At 67.4% G+C, this 16,561-nt stretch carries 14 protein-coding genes; 12 read left to right on the forward strand and 2 right to left on the reverse strand.

Annotated elements, in window-relative coordinates:
• Positions 1-18 precede the first annotated feature (18 nt).
• The gene (locus AC3AOF_RS32180) at positions 19-1,893 is read right to left on the reverse strand and encodes a methanol/ethanol family PQQ-dependent dehydrogenase (RefSeq protein WP_488349145.1); all 1,875 of its coding nucleotides are present in this window, start codon (positions 1,891-1,893) and stop codon (positions 19-21) included.
• Between the two features lie 947 nt (positions 1,894-2,840).
• Between AC3AOF_RS32180 and AC3AOF_RS32185 the strand changes: the two genes are divergently transcribed.
• The 4 genes from AC3AOF_RS32185 (at position 2,841) to AC3AOF_RS32200 (ending at position 5,999) form a co-directional block, all read left to right on the forward strand.
• Positions 2,841-3,194 (forward strand): GTP-binding protein, encoded by a 354-nt coding sequence (locus AC3AOF_RS32185; protein WP_488349146.1) that lies wholly within the window; start codon positions 2,841-2,843, stop codon positions 3,192-3,194.
• Positions 3,143-3,577 carry a hypothetical protein gene (locus tag AC3AOF_RS32190; protein WP_488349147.1) on the forward strand — a complete coding sequence of 145 codons (435 nt, stop codon included), beginning with the start codon at positions 3,143-3,145 and terminating at the stop codon, positions 3,575-3,577. Before AC3AOF_RS32185 ends, AC3AOF_RS32190 begins: the two co-directional genes overlap by 52 nt.
• 83 nt (positions 3,578-3,660) lie before the next feature.
• Complete coding sequence (locus tag AC3AOF_RS32195) at positions 3,661-4,836, forward strand: YncE family protein (RefSeq protein ID WP_488349148.1); 1,176 nt, start codon at positions 3,661-3,663, stop codon at positions 4,834-4,836.
• Between the two features lie 416 nt (positions 4,837-5,252).
• Complete coding sequence (locus tag AC3AOF_RS32200) at positions 5,253-5,999, forward strand: FadR/GntR family transcriptional regulator (protein ID WP_488349149.1); 747 nt, start codon at positions 5,253-5,255, stop codon at positions 5,997-5,999.
• A gap of 55 nt (positions 6,000-6,054) precedes the next feature.
• Here the strand turns inward: AC3AOF_RS32200 and AC3AOF_RS32205 are convergent, their stop codons facing one another.
• Positions 6,055-6,564, reverse strand: a complete 510-nt coding sequence (locus tag AC3AOF_RS32205) for a GNAT family N-acetyltransferase (protein WP_488349150.1) — start codon at positions 6,562-6,564, stop codon at positions 6,055-6,057.
• Between the two features lie 330 nt (positions 6,565-6,894).
• Between AC3AOF_RS32205 and AC3AOF_RS32210 the strand changes: the two genes are divergently transcribed.
• The 8 genes from AC3AOF_RS32210 (at position 6,895) to AC3AOF_RS32245 (ending at position 16,558) form a co-directional block, all read left to right on the forward strand.
• Complete coding sequence (locus tag AC3AOF_RS32210; protein ID WP_488349151.1) at positions 6,895-7,983, forward strand: four-carbon acid sugar kinase family protein; 1,089 nt, start codon at positions 6,895-6,897, stop codon at positions 7,981-7,983.
• Positions 7,980-9,020, forward strand: a complete 1,041-nt coding sequence (gene pdxA, locus AC3AOF_RS32215) for a 4-hydroxythreonine-4-phosphate dehydrogenase PdxA (protein WP_236993320.1) — start codon at positions 7,980-7,982, stop codon at positions 9,018-9,020. The genes AC3AOF_RS32210 and pdxA overlap by 4 nt, the downstream gene beginning before the upstream one ends.
• The gene (locus AC3AOF_RS32220; protein WP_488349152.1) at positions 9,017-10,144 is read left to right on the forward strand and encodes an iron-containing alcohol dehydrogenase; all 1,128 of its coding nucleotides are present in this window, start codon (positions 9,017-9,019) and stop codon (positions 10,142-10,144) included. Before pdxA ends, AC3AOF_RS32220 begins: the two co-directional genes overlap by 4 nt.
• A 13-nt stretch (positions 10,145-10,157) precedes the next feature.
• Positions 10,158-11,075 (forward strand): dihydrodipicolinate synthase family protein, encoded by a 918-nt coding sequence (locus AC3AOF_RS32225; protein WP_488349153.1) that lies wholly within the window; start codon positions 10,158-10,160, stop codon positions 11,073-11,075.
• Between the two features lie 149 nt (positions 11,076-11,224).
• Positions 11,225-12,664 carry a sodium:solute symporter family protein gene (locus AC3AOF_RS32230; protein ID WP_488349154.1) on the forward strand — a complete coding sequence of 480 codons (1,440 nt, stop codon included), beginning with the start codon at positions 11,225-11,227 and terminating at the stop codon, positions 12,662-12,664.
• Between the two features lie 16 nt (positions 12,665-12,680).
• On the forward strand, positions 12,681-13,883 hold the full coding sequence (locus AC3AOF_RS32235) for a sialidase family protein (RefSeq protein ID WP_488349155.1): 1,203 nt from the start codon (positions 12,681-12,683) through the stop codon (positions 13,881-13,883).
• Positions 13,876-14,559: an SDR family NAD(P)-dependent oxidoreductase gene (locus AC3AOF_RS32240; protein WP_488349156.1), complete on the forward strand. Its 684-nt coding sequence runs from the start codon at positions 13,876-13,878 to the stop codon at positions 14,557-14,559. Before AC3AOF_RS32235 ends, AC3AOF_RS32240 begins: the two co-directional genes overlap by 8 nt.
• A 406-nt stretch (positions 14,560-14,965) precedes the next feature.
• Complete coding sequence (locus AC3AOF_RS32245) at positions 14,966-16,558, forward strand: flavin-containing monooxygenase (protein ID WP_488349157.1); 1,593 nt, start codon at positions 14,966-14,968, stop codon at positions 16,556-16,558.
• Positions 16,559-16,561: the final 3 nt, after the last annotated feature.

Raw genomic sequence — 16,561 nt, forward strand, 5'->3', positions numbered from 1 at the left:
GGAGCGGGAGTCGACGGCTCAGTTCGCCGAGTACTCGCCGACATTCGGGTCGTCGTAGGGACCCTTGCCGTCGAGGGAGAACACCGTCACGCCGCCACCCATCTGGGTGTAGTTGGCGAGCTTCTTGAAGGCGCCGACGGCACCGAGGCCGGCGGTCGGATCCTGCAGGTCGAAGACGAGGCCGACGCCCGGCCAGCCGCCGACGCCGTAGTAGATCGCGACGTATTGCGTGCCCTTGTGGGTGTAGGTCACCGGGTAGCCGATGGCACCCGACGGCAGCTTCGACTTCCAGAGCAGTTCACCGGTGTCGGAGTTGCGCGCCTTGATGTAGCCGTCCAGCGTTCCGTAGAAGACCAGGTTGCCGGCCGTCGCCATGGTGCCGCCCCAGACCGCGAAGCGCTCCATCTTCTCCCATTTGAACTTGCCGGTGATGGCGTCGTAGGCCTTGATCTGACCCAGCCCCTCGGCGTTCTGGCGGTCGCCCTTCGGGCCCGGATACATGTTCAGCGTCGCACCGACGAAGAACTGGCCGGCCCGGTAGGGCAGCATGAAGGGCTCCCAATCCATGCAGATGTGGTTGATGCCCATGAAGAAGAGCTTGCGATTCGGGTCATAGGAATCGTGGCCCTGATTGTGGTAGCCCATCGCCGAGGGACAGATGTCCTTGGCGAGGTGGTCCATCCGGGTGCCGTATTCCGGATCGCGCACCGGCAGGCCGGACTTCAGGTCGACGGTCTTGAAGACGTTGACGGTGTCGTCGATCTTGTGGGCCGAGACGAGGTCGCCGTTGGTGCGGTCGAGGGTGTAGACGATGCCGTTGCGGTCCGGGTGGGTCAGGAGCTTGCGCTCCTTGCCGGCGAGATCCTTCTGGGTCGACAGCATCATCACGTTGACGCCGGCATAGTCCCACTCGTCGTGCGGCGTCTTCTGGTAGCCGAACTTGGCCTCCCCGGTATCGGCGTCGCGACCGAAGATCGTCATCGTCCACTTGTTGTCGCCCGGCCGCATCGTCTCGTTCCACGGCGCCGGGTTGCCGGTGCCGAAGTAGATCAGGTTGGTGCCCGGGTCGTAGGCGTACCAGCCCCAGTTGGTGCCGCCGCCGATCTTCCAGGCGTCGCCCTCCCAGGTCGAGGTGCCGAGGCCCTTCTGGCCGTAATGGGCGTTGTGGATGTTGAAGTCCTTGGCCAGCAGCAGGTCGGGATCCGGGCCCGTGGCGTAGGCGCGCCACTTCTGCTCGCCGGTCTTCACGTCGTAGGCGGTGAGATAGCCGCGCACGCCGAGTTCGGCACCCGACGAGCCGATGATGACCTTGTCCTTGACCACGTACGGCGCGATCGTGAGCGTCGACCCCATCTTGATGTCGGAATTCTCGATCTTCCACACCGTCTCGCCGGTCTGGGCGTTGAGCGCCGCGACGTGGCCGTCGAGCAGGGTCTTGAGGATCAACGGCGGGGTCTTCCCGTCACCCGGCCAATAGGCGAGGCCGCGATTGACGAGGTCGCAGCAGGCCACCGAGCGCGCGGCCGGGTTCTGCTTCGGCTTGTCCTGCCACAGGATCTTGCCCGGATCGTCGAGACCGAGCGCGAAGGTGTTGTTCGGGAACGAGGTGTGGACGTACATCTTGCCGTCGACGACGAGCGGTGCGCCCTCATGGCCGTTGAGCAGACCGGTCGAGAACTGCCAGGAGACCTTCAGGTTCTTGACGTTCTTGTCGTTGATCTGCGTCAGCTTGCTGTAGTTGTCGGAGTCGTAGTTCTTCCCCGGCATCACCCAGTTTTCGTCGCTCTTCGACAACTCGTCGAGCTTGTCGTTGGCGAGTGCGGCGTGCGGCACCGCGAGCGGGGCCAGCGCCAGCAGCGCGGCCACCGAAACGGAATTCACGAACTTACCCATGCTCTGCGTCTCCGGTCAGCGTTTCACGTCTCTGCGGCACCCGGGCCGCGAGTCCGAACGTGTTCGCGTGATGAGGAACGGCAAGCGAGTGAGATCACGACCAATCTCTCTTAGTTTGGTCTTATATAACTCTCACTTCGCTCTCTTATAAGGAACTTATTACCTTCACTCACCGCAGTTACGTTAGCATCGACAAACCTGAATGTCTTCCGTCTGGTGTTCGTATGTTTCGGGACAATGCGGCAAACGGAATGGATCTTATTCTTAGTGCAAATGCGAATTCAGATATATTACAAGATATAAATAAGAAACTTATTATCTTATCAAGTATTTGATTTTATAATTTGTATATTGCCTCATCTCCAGTTTTTGCGGCGCAGCAATGACCGCATTACGACCGACCTTGAGCGAATTTTTCAGCAAAACGTGATTGCGGAGACTTGAGGGCTATTGACTTAGTACGGCAAAGGGTGCCTAGATACCCGGTTACTATCTATTTTTAGACTCACATTTCTCGTTTAGTAGCGCCTATGTCCACACAGTGCAAAAATCGCAAATACCACAATGTGTCAAAATAATTCATACCATAAATCACGATAAACCGTGAAATATTATGTATTTGTTATGTATATATGAGATCTATATATTAAAACTTATTTTTATCAACGTAGAAAATATGTTTATGACTGCTATTATTTTAATTTTCGATACTTCGGGAAATATCCATGCCAGTGCATAGGCCGCTGGCTCGACCGTCATACCATCGTGTGCGCTCAGTTCTATCCCTTCGGTGAGGTGTAAGATCCGGTGAATGCTGATGCGCCACCGCATCGTAACGTTCGTTCGCGCGCAGGCCTTCGAGGGCGACGCGCTGTGCCAAGCTACTTTCCCAAGCTACTCGCCGGGGCGGCCCTTCATTCGCGGACCACGCCTGCCCGGCGCTGGCAATGGTCGCGCAGCCTCACCGTCCCAACGGCGAACAAGGGCAGGAAACCGAGGCATATGGCATCCGCAGCGTCGTGTTCCGGGCTCGCCGCCCCCTGCATCCGCGCGAGTTCCACGATCTGGTCGCGCGCGGCTTCCCGTGCGTGATCCGGGACAAGGAACATTTCTGGATCGCCTCGCGCCCGCTGCTGCGGGCGGCACTCCCGCGCGTCGGCGATTCCCGCTCCGTCAGGGCGGGAAAGCGGGCGGCGAGATGGGTGTCGGCCGCGACCTGCGCGGCCTTCTCCGCCCCCGGCAGATCGGAATGGGCCATTTCCGGCGGTATGGGCAACCGCTCGACCGGGCCCACGCCGTAGAGGGCGGGCAGCGCCTGCGTGAGGTCGCGCGCACCGATCACGCCGATCCGGGGCAGGCCCGCCAGCAGGGCGGGATAGAGGCCCTCCCGCTGGAGACCGAGATGCATGCCGGCATGCCAGAGCACGGTGGCCGGCGTGACGAAATCCTCCCGCGGCAGGAGCGCGGCGACGCGGCCGAACTCGCAGTCGATCTCTGGCTCCGCCCGGGGAGTCCCGACGAGGTCGGCCGTGCGGCAGGCCTCCTTGAGCGCCCCGCGCAGCTGCGCCTCGTCATGGGCAGCATGGCCGAACCAGACCTGCCAGATGTCGGCGAGCGACCGGGGTGGGACATGGGCGAGGTGACCCGCAACGTCATGGCAACCGTGGACCATCACCGCCCGTGAGACGCTACATGATGAGGCCGCTGCCCTTGGCAAGGCCTCCCTGCTCCCGCTAGTCTGGCGACAATAAAAATGCAGGAGGGAACATGATCGGGCGATGTGCAGCTCTGGCGGGTATTATTGGAGGCTCCCTGCTTGCGATGTGTGGGGGTGCTTCGTCTAGCCCGTACATGATCGTCGGAAACGACGAGAAGGCAATTTGGGACGATGAAGGGAAGCTGGTTTTATCCCCACCAGGAAAAGACAGTGTCCTGATCGTCGATCTTGCAAATCCGGAAGATCCTAAAATTATCGCGAGCCTTCCCCTGAAAAACTCCGTCGTAGGCCCACCTGTGAACGTTGCCATCAATCCATCAGGAACTCTCGCTCTTGTGGCCGATTCCATCGATGTGCTGAAAGATGGCGCCAATTTAAAACAAGTGCCCGATAACAAGGTGTATGTCATCGATCTTGAGGCCAATCCTCCAAAGCTTTTGACGACTATAGACATCGGAAAAATGCCTTCCGGTTTGGACATCAACCCGAAAGGAGACATGGCCCTGATTGCCAACCGCGGTGACAACTCAGTGGCGGTACTCTCAATCCGTGGCAAGGAGGTGAAGCTGGTGGATACGGTGCCGATGGGAGATGTTGTTTCTCATGTGGCGTTCACACCTGACGGTCGTAGAGCCGTCGCAGTAAAATTTCCTAATCACAAAATTTCCATTCTCGAAATATCGGATAATGGAAAGGTAACCTATAATAAGGTTGATCTTCCAACGGGACAATGGCCGTACAATGTCGCGGTCTCACCTAATGGTAAGATTGCTATTACAGCGGATAACGGCAATTCCAGCGCATCGGATGGAAGCGTCGATACGGTGAGCGTGGTCGATCTTGAGGCAAGTCCGCCTCGCATAACGGATCGCGTCGTGGTTGGGGATGGCCCTGAGGGGCTAGCCATCAGCCCGGAGGGAGATGTCGCAGTCGCTGTCATATTAAGGGGATCGAATTCAAACAAAAAATCATACTTCTATAATAAAAATGGTAACATTGATATCTTGAAGATAGATGGAAAAAATTTGAGCAAAATCAAAGAAATTGAGGTTGGAGGACTTCCAGAAGCTGCCGTTTTCACGCCCGATGGACGGTATTTGCTGGTTGGGAACTACATCGATCAAGATTTTTCCATCTTGCGCGTCGATGGTACCGAAATTACTGATACAGGAAAGCGATTCAAGGTTCCCGGCCATCCAGCGTCTGCTCGAATGAGCCTTCGTTGACGCATTATCGAAGCTGGTGAGCGCGACATCCTCTCGCGCTCGCTGCGAGGCGCGAACGGCCGCGATCGCCGCCGTTCCAGAGCACGCCAGCGCGATCGAGGCGGCGGAGGACGGCATCCGTATCGCCGACTGTCGCAGGCTCATGCAGGCTCTTGAGCGACACGAACACCGATATTCCTCGTCGAACCCGCCCTCGACCGCTTGTTTCCTGCGCATCCGGCGGATGCCGCTCCTCGCGCGCGCTCCGGCGATCCGGGGACATGTCCGGGGCGTCGGCGCGCACGCGCAGCATGGCGAAAAGCTCACCGGTTCGGCCCTAACAACATTTTACAAGCTTGCGCCCGAACCAGGGATCGCGCCATACTTGTCGCGAGGTGGTGGGCCGGTCCGGCCGCATCGGGGAGCCAAGGGACCTCATGCATTCGGTAGTTCAGGGTGTCGTCGACGCCGAGCCGGACGGTGCCGCCCGGCCGTCAGGCCTGGCCGACGGCGTCTATCACGGCCTGCTCACCGAGATCGCAGGCGGAACCTACGGCGAGAACCAGAAGCTGCCGAGCGAGAACGAGCTGGCGTCGCGCTACAAGGTCTCGCGCCCGGTGGTCCGCGCCGCCCTGGAGCGGCTGCGGCGGGAGAGCATCATCGTGTCCCGCCAGGGCGCCGGCAGCTTCGTGCGCGGCAAGAGCCGGGCCCCGGCGCTCGGCTACGCCCCGGTCGAGAGCATTGCCGACATCCAGCGCTGCTACGAGTTCCGCCTCACCATCGAGCCCGAGGCCGCCCGCTACGCCGCGCTCCGCCGCAACGGCCCGGCGCTGGAGCGCATCGCCACCGCCCTCGACCTGATGAATACCGCGACGCGCCAGCAGCAGCACCGCGACGACGCCGACTTCGCCTTCCACCTCGCCATCGCGGAAGCCTCGAACAACCACTATTACGGCGCGTCGCTCCAGGCCCTGCAATCGCACATCGCGGTGGGCATGAAGATTCACGGCCTGGCCCTGCTCGGGCCGAATTCCGGTCTCCAGGGCGTGCTCGACGAGCATCGCGCCATCTTCGCGGCGATCCGCGACGGCGATGCCGAGACCGCCCGCGACCGGATGCACCGCCACATCTGCTCCTCGCGCGACCGGCTGTTCGAGGGGCGGATGCTCGATCTGTCTCTGTGACGACCGATAGGCGGACGGGAGGAATGCGCTGGCGTGACGGCGATCCGAACTCCCGTCACGCCGGCCGCCACAAGGTCTCGCGCGTGCCCGGATCGAAGGTCCGGCCCTGCCGATCCGTGACCGCCCGCAATCCCGGACCGATCCGCTCGGGCGGCATCGGCCGGAAGCCGCGCCGGCGGAACCAGGGCCCGTTCCCGGCCGGTTCCCGGAACGTCGTCAGCGTCACCGCCGGGGCATTGACGCGCACGGCCCGCGCGCGGACGTCGTCGAGCAGCGCCGTCCCGATCCCCCTCCCCGACGCACCGGCCTCGACGGAGATGTTGTCGAGGTAGAGCAGGCCGTCGAGGAGGCGCGTGGCGGCAAAGCCGACGATCTCGCCGCTCGCGTCGTCGACTGCGATCTGCACCCGGCACGCCGCGAACCGTGCCTCCGTGAGGGGCGGTGCGTCGGCCACGCCAGCGAGCGCCGGGACGGACCTGTAGCGCTCGCGGGCCTGCGCGGAGATGAGCCGCAGCCACGCGAGGCGAGCGTCGCCGTCCGCAGGGGGCAGATGGACGCCCGTCATGGTGACCTCGATCCGATGCCGCCCCTCGCCGGATGCGGGCCTCGTCGCCTGCCGCGCGGCGTCAGGCTGCCATCGCCTCGTGACGACCGCTTGACAAGTCCGCACGACCTCCCGTACCACATAACAAGTTTACAACAAATGCGGCACCTGTGATGGCGCCGACGGGGAGGATGACATGACCGGTGCCGGGGGGACGAGGGACGCAAGCACAGCCCCGACCGTCTTGTGGCATGCCCGGCGGTCCGGGGTGGTCCGCACAGTTGTCATGTTGTCCACCAAGCTCGGCATCAGTCGGGCCGGTATCCGGGCAGCCGGCCGCGCGTGAGCCCGATGCCGATTCTGCGCCTCATCGCCGACGACCTTACCGGCACCCTCGACACCGCCGCCGGCTTCACCGGCCTCGTCGGGCCGATCGAGGCCGCGTGGATCGGCGGGGCCCTGCCGGCGGGCGGCAGCCTCGCCCTCGATACCGGCACGCGCGAGCGGGAGGTGCCGGACGCGGCCCGGGTCGTCGCGTCCGCCGCCCCGATGTTCGCCGGCGCCGATCTCGCCTTCAAGAAGCTCGACAGCCTGCTGCGCGGCCCCTGGGCGGCGGAGCTCGCCGCCTGCCTCGGCGACGGGCGTCCCGTGATCGTCGCGCCGGCCTTCCCCTACCAGGGCCGCGTCACCCGCGACGGCCGGCAGGTCGCCCGCACGGGGTCCGGCTGGGAACCGGTCTCCGGCGATATCGCCGAGACCCTGCGCGCGGCCGGCGTGCCGGCCCGCCGCGCCGCGGTCGCGGACGGGCTCGTCCCGGGCGTCGCGGTCTACGACGCGGCGGAGGACGGCGACCTCGACCGCATCGCCGCGCTCGCCCACGGCGCGCCGGTCCTGTGGTGCGGCAGCGGCGGCCTCGCCGGGGCGCTCGCCCGCCGCGCGCCCGCGCCCGGCGATGCGCGCCTGCACGGCCCGGTCCTCGGCCTGTTCGGCTCGGACCGGCCCGAGACCGAGAACCAGCTCGCACACTGCCCCGAGCACCGGCTCGTGCTGGACGAGACCACCCCGGCCGGCGTCGTCGCCGACCGGCTGGCAACGGACGACGCTGCCCTCGTGAGCCTCTCGCTGCCCGCAGGGCTCGCCCGGGACGAGGCCGCCGAGCGCATCGCCGCCGCCTTCGGGCGCCTCGCCCGCGCCTTGCCCCCGCCCGGCACCCTGATCGTCGCCGGGGGCGAGACCCTGAAGGCCCTGTGCCTGGCGCTTCGCACCGAGGGCCTCGTCGTCACCGGCCAGGTCGCCCCGGGCCTGCCCCGCTCCCGCATGCGCGGCGGCCTGTGGGACGGCACCACCGTCATCTCGAAATCCGGGGCGTTCGGCACGCCCCCCGTCTGGCGCGACCTCCTGCGCCAGAACGGATTCATCTCGGAAAGGACCGTCGCGTGACCCGTCACCTCGCCATCACCATGGGCGATCCCGCCGGGATCGGCCCCGAGATCATCGTCAAGGCCGCGCACAAGCTGAAGGACCGCCTGGCCTCCGGCGACCTGAAGCTCGTCGTCATCGGCAGCAACCCGGCGCTCGAGCGGGCACAAGGCGCGCTCGGCCTCGGCGTCGAGATCCCGGAGGTCTCCGGCGACGGTCCCTGGCCGGCGCTCTGCTGCCTGCAGGCCGACGACGAGGGCGCGCCGATCGAGCCGGGCCGGCTCAGCGCCGATGGCGGCCGCTTCGCCTACAAGGCGATCGAGCGGGCGGTGCATCTCGCCCTCGCCGGCACGATCGGCGGCATCGTGACGGCGCCGCTCAACAAGGAGGCGCTGAACCTCGCCGGCTACCACTATGCCGGCCATACCGAGATGCTGGCCGACCTCACCGGGGTACGCGGCTCGGTGATGATGCTCGCCCACGGCAACATGCGGGTGAGCCACGTCACCACCCACGTCGCGCTCCAGGACGTGCCCAAGCGCCTGACGCCCGAGCGGCTGCGCCTCGTCATCGACCTCACCCATGCGGCGCTGAAGGGGATCGGACTGGAGAAGCCCCGCATCGCCGTCGCGGCCCTCAACCCGCATGCCGGCGAGGGCGGGTTGTTCGGCCGCGAGGACATCGACGTCAGCGCGCCGGTGATCGCCGGCAAGGTGGCGGACGGCCTCGACATCGTCGGCCCGGTCCCGGGCGACACGGTCTTCGTCAAGCTCCGGGCCGGCCAGTACGACGCGGTCGTGGCGATGTACCACGACCAGGGGCACATCCCGGTCAAGCTCTTGGGCTTCGAGGTCGACCCCGAGACCGGTCGCTGGGTCGACCTGTCGGGCGTCAACATCACGCTCGGCCTGCCGATCATCCGCACCTCGGTCGATCACGGCACCGCCTTCGACATCGCCGGGCGGGGCATCGCCAACGAGCGCAGCCTGATCGAGGCCATCGAATACGCCGAGCGTCTCGCCGCCAACGGCGTAATGACCCAGAGGAGCGCCGCGTGAATCCCTTCGCCACCGCCATCGAGATCGTCCGCCCGGACATCGACTTCGGCTCCGGCACCGTCGCCGCCGTCGGCCGCCGCGCCCGCGCGATGGGCGCCCGCAACATCCTGGTCGTCGCCGACGCCTTCAACGCAGCCCGGGTCGATTCTCTCGACCTGCCCGGCGAGGTACGGGTGTTCGGCGAGGTCAAGCCCGAGCCCGACATCCCGAACCTCGACCGGGCGCTGGCGCTCGCCGAGGAGACCAATCCGGATCTCGTCGTCGGCTTCGGCGGCGGCAGCGCCATGGATCTCGCCAAGCTCGTGGCGGTGCTGCCGGGCAGCGGCCAGACCCTGCACGAGGTCGTCGGGCCCGAGAAGGTGCGGGGCCGCCGCATCGGCCTGATCCTGGTCCCGACCACCGCCGGCACCGGCAGCGAGGGCGGCACCCGGGCGCTGGTCACCGATCCGGCCACCCAGAACAAGCTCGCGGTGCAGAGCCGCTTCATGCTGGCCGACGCCGCGGTGATCGACCCCGACCTCACCATGACGGTGCCGGCCGCGGTCACCGCCGCCACCGGCGTCGACGCCATGGCGCATTGCGTCGAGGCCTTCACCAGCAGGAAGGCCCACCCGCTGATCGATCTCTACGCGCTGGAGGGCATCCGTCTCGTCGGCCGCTTCCTGCCCCGCGCCGTGCGCGACGGGGGCGACCGCGAGGCCCGGGCCGGACTGGCGCTCGCCTCGCTCTACGGCGGGTTCTGCCTCGGTCCGGTCAACACCACGGCGGGCCACGCCGTCGCGTACCCGCTCGGCACCCGCCACCACATCCCGCACGGGCTGGCCTGCGCGGTGATCTTCCCGCACACGCTCGCCTTCAACGCGCCCGCGGTGCCGGAGAAGACCCGCCAGGTGATGGCGGCGCTCGGGCTGCCCGAGAGCGACGACGAGGCGGCGGTGGTCGAGGCGACGACCCGCTGGTGCGCCGATCTCGGCATCGCGATGCGCCTGTCGGCGCACGGGGTGCCGGCCGGCGATCTGCCCGCCATGGCGGCGGAGGCCCACGCCATCCGCCGGCTCCTCGACAACAACCCGCGCGAGATCAGCGAAGAGCAGATCCTCGCCCTCTACCACGCCGCCGGCTGAGGAGCGCTCCGTCATGACCGACCAAGTCTTCCCGCGCGGCGTGTTCTGTGCCGCCCTCACGCCCCTCGACCAGGACCTGAACCCGAATTATCGGGCCTTCACGGACCATTGCCGCTACCTGATCGACGAGGGCTGCACCGGCGTGGCGCTGCTCGGCACCACCGGCGAGGCGAACTCGTTCTCCGCCGACGAACGGATGCGCCTGCTCGAAGCCGCGCTTGCCGGCGGCGTCGCGCCCGCGCAATTGATGCCCGGCACCGGCGTCGCGGCGTTGCCCGAGACCGTGGCGCTCACCCGCCACGCGCTGTCGGTCGGCGTCACCACGGCCGTGCTGCTGCCGCCCTTCTACTACAAGGGCGTCTCCGAGGACGGGCTGGTCGCGGCCTATTCGCGGATCATCGAAGGCGTCGGCGACGACCGCCTGCGGGTGGTGCTCTACCACATCCCGCAGATGTCCGGCGTGGCGATCCCCCACGGCGTCATCGCGACGCTGCGCGAGCGCTTCCCCGGCATCGTCACCGGCATCAAGGATTCATCCGGCGACCTCGCCCACATGACGGCGCTGGTCGAGCGCTTCCCGGGCTTCTCGGTGCTGGCCGGGGCCGACCCGCTGATGCTGCCGCTCCTGAAGATCGGCGGGGCCGGGGCCGTCACCGCGACCACCAACCTCTGCGCCCGCGACCTGCGCTTCGTCTTCGACCACTACGCCGATCCGGCCAAGGCCGAGGCGGTCGCGGCGGCGCAAGGACGCGTGGTGGCGACCCGCGAACGCGCCTCGCGCTTTGCCCAGATGGCCTCGCTCAAGGCGATGACGGCGGAGCGCACCGGCGATGCCGGCTGGCACCGCCTGCGCCCGCCGCTGATGCCGCTGACCGAGGCCGAGCGCGCCGCGCTGCTGGGGACGAACGAGGGACTGGCCCGGGCGTCCTGAAGACGTCGCCGGGGAACGGCGCGCGAAGACGCCGGCCCGACCTGTCGCCCCCCCCCGTTCGGGTCTCCGTCCGCTGACGGATCAGTCGTCCCGACAGGGGCGGGTCGCCAATCATCGATCGACAAAAGCATCACCCCGAGGACACGCCCATGCATGAGTTCACCGAGGGCGAGAGCCTGACCATCGCGGTCATGGTGCTCGCCTACATCCTGTTCACCGGCTGGCTGACCCTGAAGCTGCGCAGCCGCACCAACGCCCAGTTCATGACCGCGTCGCGCTCGATGCCGGCGCTCGTCGTCGGTGTGCTGCTGATGTCGGAATTCGTCGGCGCCAAGTCGACGGTCGGCACCGCGCAGGAAGCGTTCAATTCCGGGATCGCCGCCGCCTGGTCGGTGCTCGGCGCCTCGATCGGCTTCCTGCTGTTCGGGCTCCTGATCGTCCGCCGGATCTACGATTCGGGCGAGTACACGATCTCGGCCGCGATCGCGCAGAAATACGGCAAGTCGACCATGATGACCGTCTCGATCATCATGATCTACGCCCTGCTCTTGGTGAACGTGGGCAATTACGTCAGTGGTGCGGCCGCGATCTCGACGGCGCTCCGCGTCAACATTCCGACCGCGATGTGCATCATCGCGGCGGTGAGCACGTTCTACTACGTCTTCGGCGGGATGAAGGGCGTCGCCTGGGTGACGATCCTGCACAGCGCCATCAAGGTCGGGGGCATCGGCATCATCCTGTGGGTCGCGCTGTCGGCCACCGGCGGCATCGCCCCGATGCAGGCCGCGCTCCCCCCCGAATACTTCACCTGGGACGGCAAGATCGGCGCGGCGACGATCTTCGCCTGGACCTTCGGCACGGTCGGGGCGATCTTCTCGACCCAGTTCATCGTCCAGGCGATCTCCTCGACGAAGAGCGCCTCGGCGGCCCGGGCCTCGGCGCTCTACGCGGCGGCGTTCTGCCTGCCGCTCGGGGTCGTGCTGGCGCTGATCGGCCTGGCCGCGAAGACGCTCTATCCGAGCATGAACAGCCTCTACGCGCTGCCGATCTTCTTGGAGAACATGCACCCGCTGCTTGCCGGCGTCGTCACCACCTCGCTCGTCGCCTCGATCTTCGTCAGCGTCAGCACCGTGGCGCTCGCCATCGCGTCGCTGGTCGTGCGCGACTTCTACGTGCCGTACTGGAAGCCGGAGCCGGCCCAGGAGCTGCGCATGACCCGCGTGTTCTCGCTGGTCATCGCCGTGGTGCCGCTGGTCTTCGTGTTCTTCATTCCCGAGATCCTGAAGTTGTCGTTCTTCACGCGCGCCTTGCGCCTGTCGATCTCGATCGTCGCGATGGTCGGATTTTACTTGCCCTGGTTCGGTTCGAACCGCGGCGCGACGCTGGGACTGCTCGGCTCGGCGCTCGCCACCACGATCTGGTATGCGTTGGGCAATCCCTACGGCGTCGACAACATGTACATCGCCGCCCTCGCGCCACTGGTCGTGATGGGCATCGAGCGCGCCTTCCGCTGGAGCGACAGCTCCGGGCGGGGCGACACGGAAACGGCCCCCAAGACCGAACCCGCCCGCCCCGCCACCACCGCCTGACCCCGGAGAGACCCCCATGCTCGACACCATCGAGACACCGATGGACCGCACCGGCGAGGTCCGGCCGGTCGCCGGCGATCCCCTCCGCCGCGAGGCCTTCATCCCCTCCCCGTGCGTGCAGAACCACGCCGCCAACATCCTGCCGCTGCCGAACGGCGACCTCGCCTGCGTCTGGTTCGGCGGCACGCAGGAAGGCATGGCCGACATCTCGGTCTACGGGTCGCGCCTGCCCGCCGGCAGCGACACCTGGACCGACGCGCAAAAGCTCTCCGACGACCCCACCCGCTCGGAGCAGAACCCGATCCTGTTCAACGCGCCGACGGGCGAACTCTGGCTGATCTGGACCGCGCAGGTGTCGGGCAACCAGGACACCGCCCTGGTGCGCCGGCGGATCTCCCACGATCACGGCCTGACCTGGGGTCCGATCGAGACCCTGTTCGCGCAGCGGCCGGGCTGCGGCACCTTCGTGCGCCAGCCGCCGGCGGTGCTGAAGGACGGCACCTGGCTCCTGCCGATCTTCCACTGCCCGAGCGTACCCGGCGCCAAGTGGGTCGGCGACGACGACACCAGCGCGGTGATGATCTCGTCGGACCAGGGCAGGACCTGGCGCGAGGTCGCGGTGCCCGACAGCACCGGCGCCGTGCACATGAACGTGCTCGCCCTCCACGACGGCACGCTGCTGGCGCTCTACCGCAGCCGCTGGGCCGATTCGATCTACGAGAGCCGCTCGACCGACGGCGGCGAGACCTGGTCGGCGCCGGTGCCGACGGCACTCCCGAACAACAACTCGTCGATCCAGGCGACACTGCTCGCCAACGGCCATGTCGCGCTGGTCTTCAACGCGACCAATGCCGAGGCCGCGACCGAGCGCCGGGCCTCGCTCTACGACGAGATCGAGGACGAGGAGCCCGCGCCGGCCTCCGCCCCGGCGGCCGCGGCCGATCCGGGCAAGCGCACGGCGTTCTGGGGCACGCCCCGGGCGCCGCTGACGCTGGCGATTTCCCCCGACGGCGGCCGGACCTGGCCGCATCGGCGCGACATCGAGGTCGGCGACGGCTACTGCATGACCAACAACTCGCGCGACCGCTCGAACCGGGAGCTGTCCTACCCCTCCGTGACCCAGACGCCGGACGGGGCGATCCACGTCGCCTTCACGTATCACCGCCAGGCGATCAAGTACGTGCGGGTGAGCGAAGCCTGGGTGTCGGCCGGTGAGTGAGGCGTTGCGCCACGCCCTCGTCACGGGGGCGAGTTCGGGAATCGGTGCCGCGATCGTCGCGCGGCTCCTCGCCGATGGCTGGCGGGTGACCGGCGTGAGCCGGGGCGAGGGGCAGCGCGCGCATCCGCGCTACCGCCACCTCGCCCTCGACCTCTCCGACCTCGACGCCATCGCGCCCGCGATCGGCGAGTTGCGGGTCGACGCCCTCGTCCATGCCGCCGGCCTCCTGCGGGTCGGTCGCCTCGGCGAACTGCATCCCGAGGACGGCGCCACGATGTGGCGGCTCCATGTCGAGGCGGCGACGCGGCTGGCCGACCTCCTGGTCCCGCGCATGGGAGCGGGCAGCCGGGTCGTCCTGATCGGCAGCCGCACCGCCGCCGGGGCGGCCGGGCGGAGTGCCTACGCGGCCTCGAAGGCGGCACTCGTCGCCCTCGCCCGCTCGTGGGCCGCCGAGGCGATGCCCCGCGGCATCACCGTCAACGTCGTCGCCCCTGCGGCGACCGAGACGCCGATGCTGACCGATCCGTCGCGCAGCGGCGTGGCGCCGAAGCGGCCGCCGCTCGGGCGCTTCATCCAGCCCGAGGAGGTGGCGGGGGCGGTCGCCTACTTCCTGTCGCCCGAAGCGGCCGCGGTGACGGGGCAGCACCTGGTCATCTGCGGCGGCAGTTCCCTGTAGGGAACCTCCGGGGTCGCAGATCCCGACGGAACCGTTCGGTCCGGTGCAGGGTGAGGAGGCTGGCCTTGCGGGCGTGTGAAGGCCCCGCTCAACGATACGCGGCTGCCGGCGCGCCCGAGCCTGCCCACGCGAGACCGGCCGCCCGGCCGCCTGGAAGCCCGGCCCTCTCGCGAAGGCCGGGCTTCGTCGCGTCGCCACCGGGCCCGGTCGCGACGCAGGCACGCTCTGCCCGCCGCGTGGGCAAGTTGCATCATATATTGCATGTGCGCATGAGATATTGCGATGCAGCATGGCCGTCCAGCGAAGTCCGATTGCGAATTGTCGGCAATTACAGAAGGTTTCGTCTCAATCCTGCGCGATTTGGATAATCGGAACGCGTTCGGGATAGCCCGATCCGGCGACGGACATGACAATTCCTGCATGGACGATGCGCGCCCTGGAGGGCGCCCATGACGGAGACGGCATCATGGTCACGCAAGCCAACGTGTGCGTCATCGGATCCGGCATCAGCGGGCTCGCCGCCGCCAAGGCCTTCCGGGAGCGCGGGCACCGGGTCACGGTGATCGAGCGCGGCCCGGATCTCGGCGGTGTGTGGGAGCCGTCGCGCTCCTATCCCGACGTGAGGACGCAGACGCCGAAGGATATCTATGCCTTCGGCGACATGTCGATGCCGGACGACTATCCGGAATGGCCGTCCGGCGGCCAGGTCTTCGCCTATCTGCGCGCCTATGCGGAACGATTCGGCCTCCTGCCGCTGATCCGCACCGGCCAGTCGGTGACCCGGCTGGCGAAGCGGACCGAGCTGGGCTGGGACGTGACGACGACGGGCGCCGACGGCGCGGCGAGCACGCAAGCCTACGACTTCGTGGCCGTCTGCACCGGCCAGTTCAGCCACAAGAACAAGCCCGTGCATCCGGGCGCCGAGGGGTTCGAGGCGACCGGCGGACGGATCCTCCATTCGAGCGAGCACACCGACGCTGGAGCCGTCCGCGGCCGACGGGTCGTGGTCCTGGGCTACTCGAAATCGGCCACCGACGTCGCGGTGAGCGCGGTCAAGCACGGGGCCGCCGCCGTGACGGTGGTGTTCCTCGAACCGACCTGGAAGATCCCCTACTTCTTCGGCGGGCTGATCAACTTCAAGCGGATCCTGTATTGCCGCGCGGCGGAAGCGATGTTCCTGCCCTTCGATGCCGGGCCGGTGCGGCGCGCGGTGCAGAGGCTCGCCGCCCCGCTGGTCTGGGCCAACTGGCGCGCCCTCGAGACGCTGCTGACCGCGCAGTTCAAGCTCCGCCGCAACGGCTTGGCGCCCAAGACCCGGATCGAGGACGACATCCACTGCAACCTGGCCGTCGAGACGCCCGGCTTCTACAGGCTGGTGACCGAGGGCAGGATCGCGACGATCCAGGGCACGATCGCCTCCTACGAGGGCGCGCAGGCGGTGCTCACCGGCGGGCAGCGCATCCCGGCCGACCTCGTGGTGATGGCGACCGGCTGGCGCCAGGACGTGCCGGTGCTCGACGCGGCCGACCGCGCCAAGCTCATCGATGCCGATGGCCAGTACCGGCTCTACCGCTGGGTGGTGAACCCCGACCTGCCCGATCTCGGCTTCGTCGGCTTCAATTCGAGCTTCGCCACCAACCTCTCGGCCGAGCTCGGCGCCCACTGGCTGGTGCGCTACATGGACGGACAGCTCGCGCGCCAGCCGACGCGGGCGCAGATGGAGGCCGAGATCGCCCGCCTCAAGGCGTGGCGACAGACCGAGCGCCCCTCCGCCAAGGCTTACGGCGGCCTGTGCATCGCGCCCTACCACAACCGCCACTTCGCCAGCCTGCTCGCCGATATCGGCGTGCCGACCCGCCAGGCGAATCCGATCGCGGCCACGTTCGCGCCGCTGCGGCCGTCGGTCTATGCCGGTCTCCTCGCCCGCGCTCCCGCCTACCAGGCGAGCGCGCCCGCCTGGCCGGGCCTGCGGAGCGTCGGGACCTCCCGGGCCGCCTGACAG

It is taken from the genome of Methylobacterium sp. 142-1Y, from assembly GCF_057747795.1.

Coding starts and splice junctions, on each gene's coding strand:
- AC3AOF_RS32235 (WP_488349155.1), top strand. CDS start 12,681: ATGCTCGACACCATCGAGACACCGATGGACCGCACCGGCGAGGTCCGG.
- AC3AOF_RS32200 (WP_488349149.1), top strand. CDS start 5,253: ATGCATTCGGTAGTTCAGGGTGTCGTCGACGCCGAGCCGGACGGTGCC.
- AC3AOF_RS32245 (WP_488349157.1), top strand. CDS start 14,966: ATGACAATTCCTGCATGGACGATGCGCGCCCTGGAGGGCGCCCATGAC.
- AC3AOF_RS32190 (WP_488349147.1), top strand. CDS start 3,143: ATGGGCCATTTCCGGCGGTATGGGCAACCGCTCGACCGGGCCCACGCC.
- AC3AOF_RS32195 (WP_488349148.1), top strand. CDS start 3,661: ATGATCGGGCGATGTGCAGCTCTGGCGGGTATTATTGGAGGCTCCCTG.
- AC3AOF_RS32205 (WP_488349150.1), bottom strand. CDS start 6,564: ATGACGGGCGTCCATCTGCCCCCTGCGGACGGCGACGCTCGCCTCGCG.
- AC3AOF_RS32210 (WP_488349151.1), top strand. CDS start 6,895: ATGCCGATTCTGCGCCTCATCGCCGACGACCTTACCGGCACCCTCGAC.
- AC3AOF_RS32180 (WP_488349145.1), bottom strand. CDS start 1,893: ATGGGTAAGTTCGTGAATTCCGTTTCGGTGGCCGCGCTGCTGGCGCTG.
- AC3AOF_RS32225 (WP_488349153.1), top strand. CDS start 10,158: ATGACCGACCAAGTCTTCCCGCGCGGCGTGTTCTGTGCCGCCCTCACG.
- AC3AOF_RS32185 (WP_488349146.1), top strand. CDS start 2,841: ATGGTCGCGCAGCCTCACCGTCCCAACGGCGAACAAGGGCAGGAAACC.
- AC3AOF_RS32230 (WP_488349154.1), top strand. CDS start 11,225: ATGCATGAGTTCACCGAGGGCGAGAGCCTGACCATCGCGGTCATGGTG.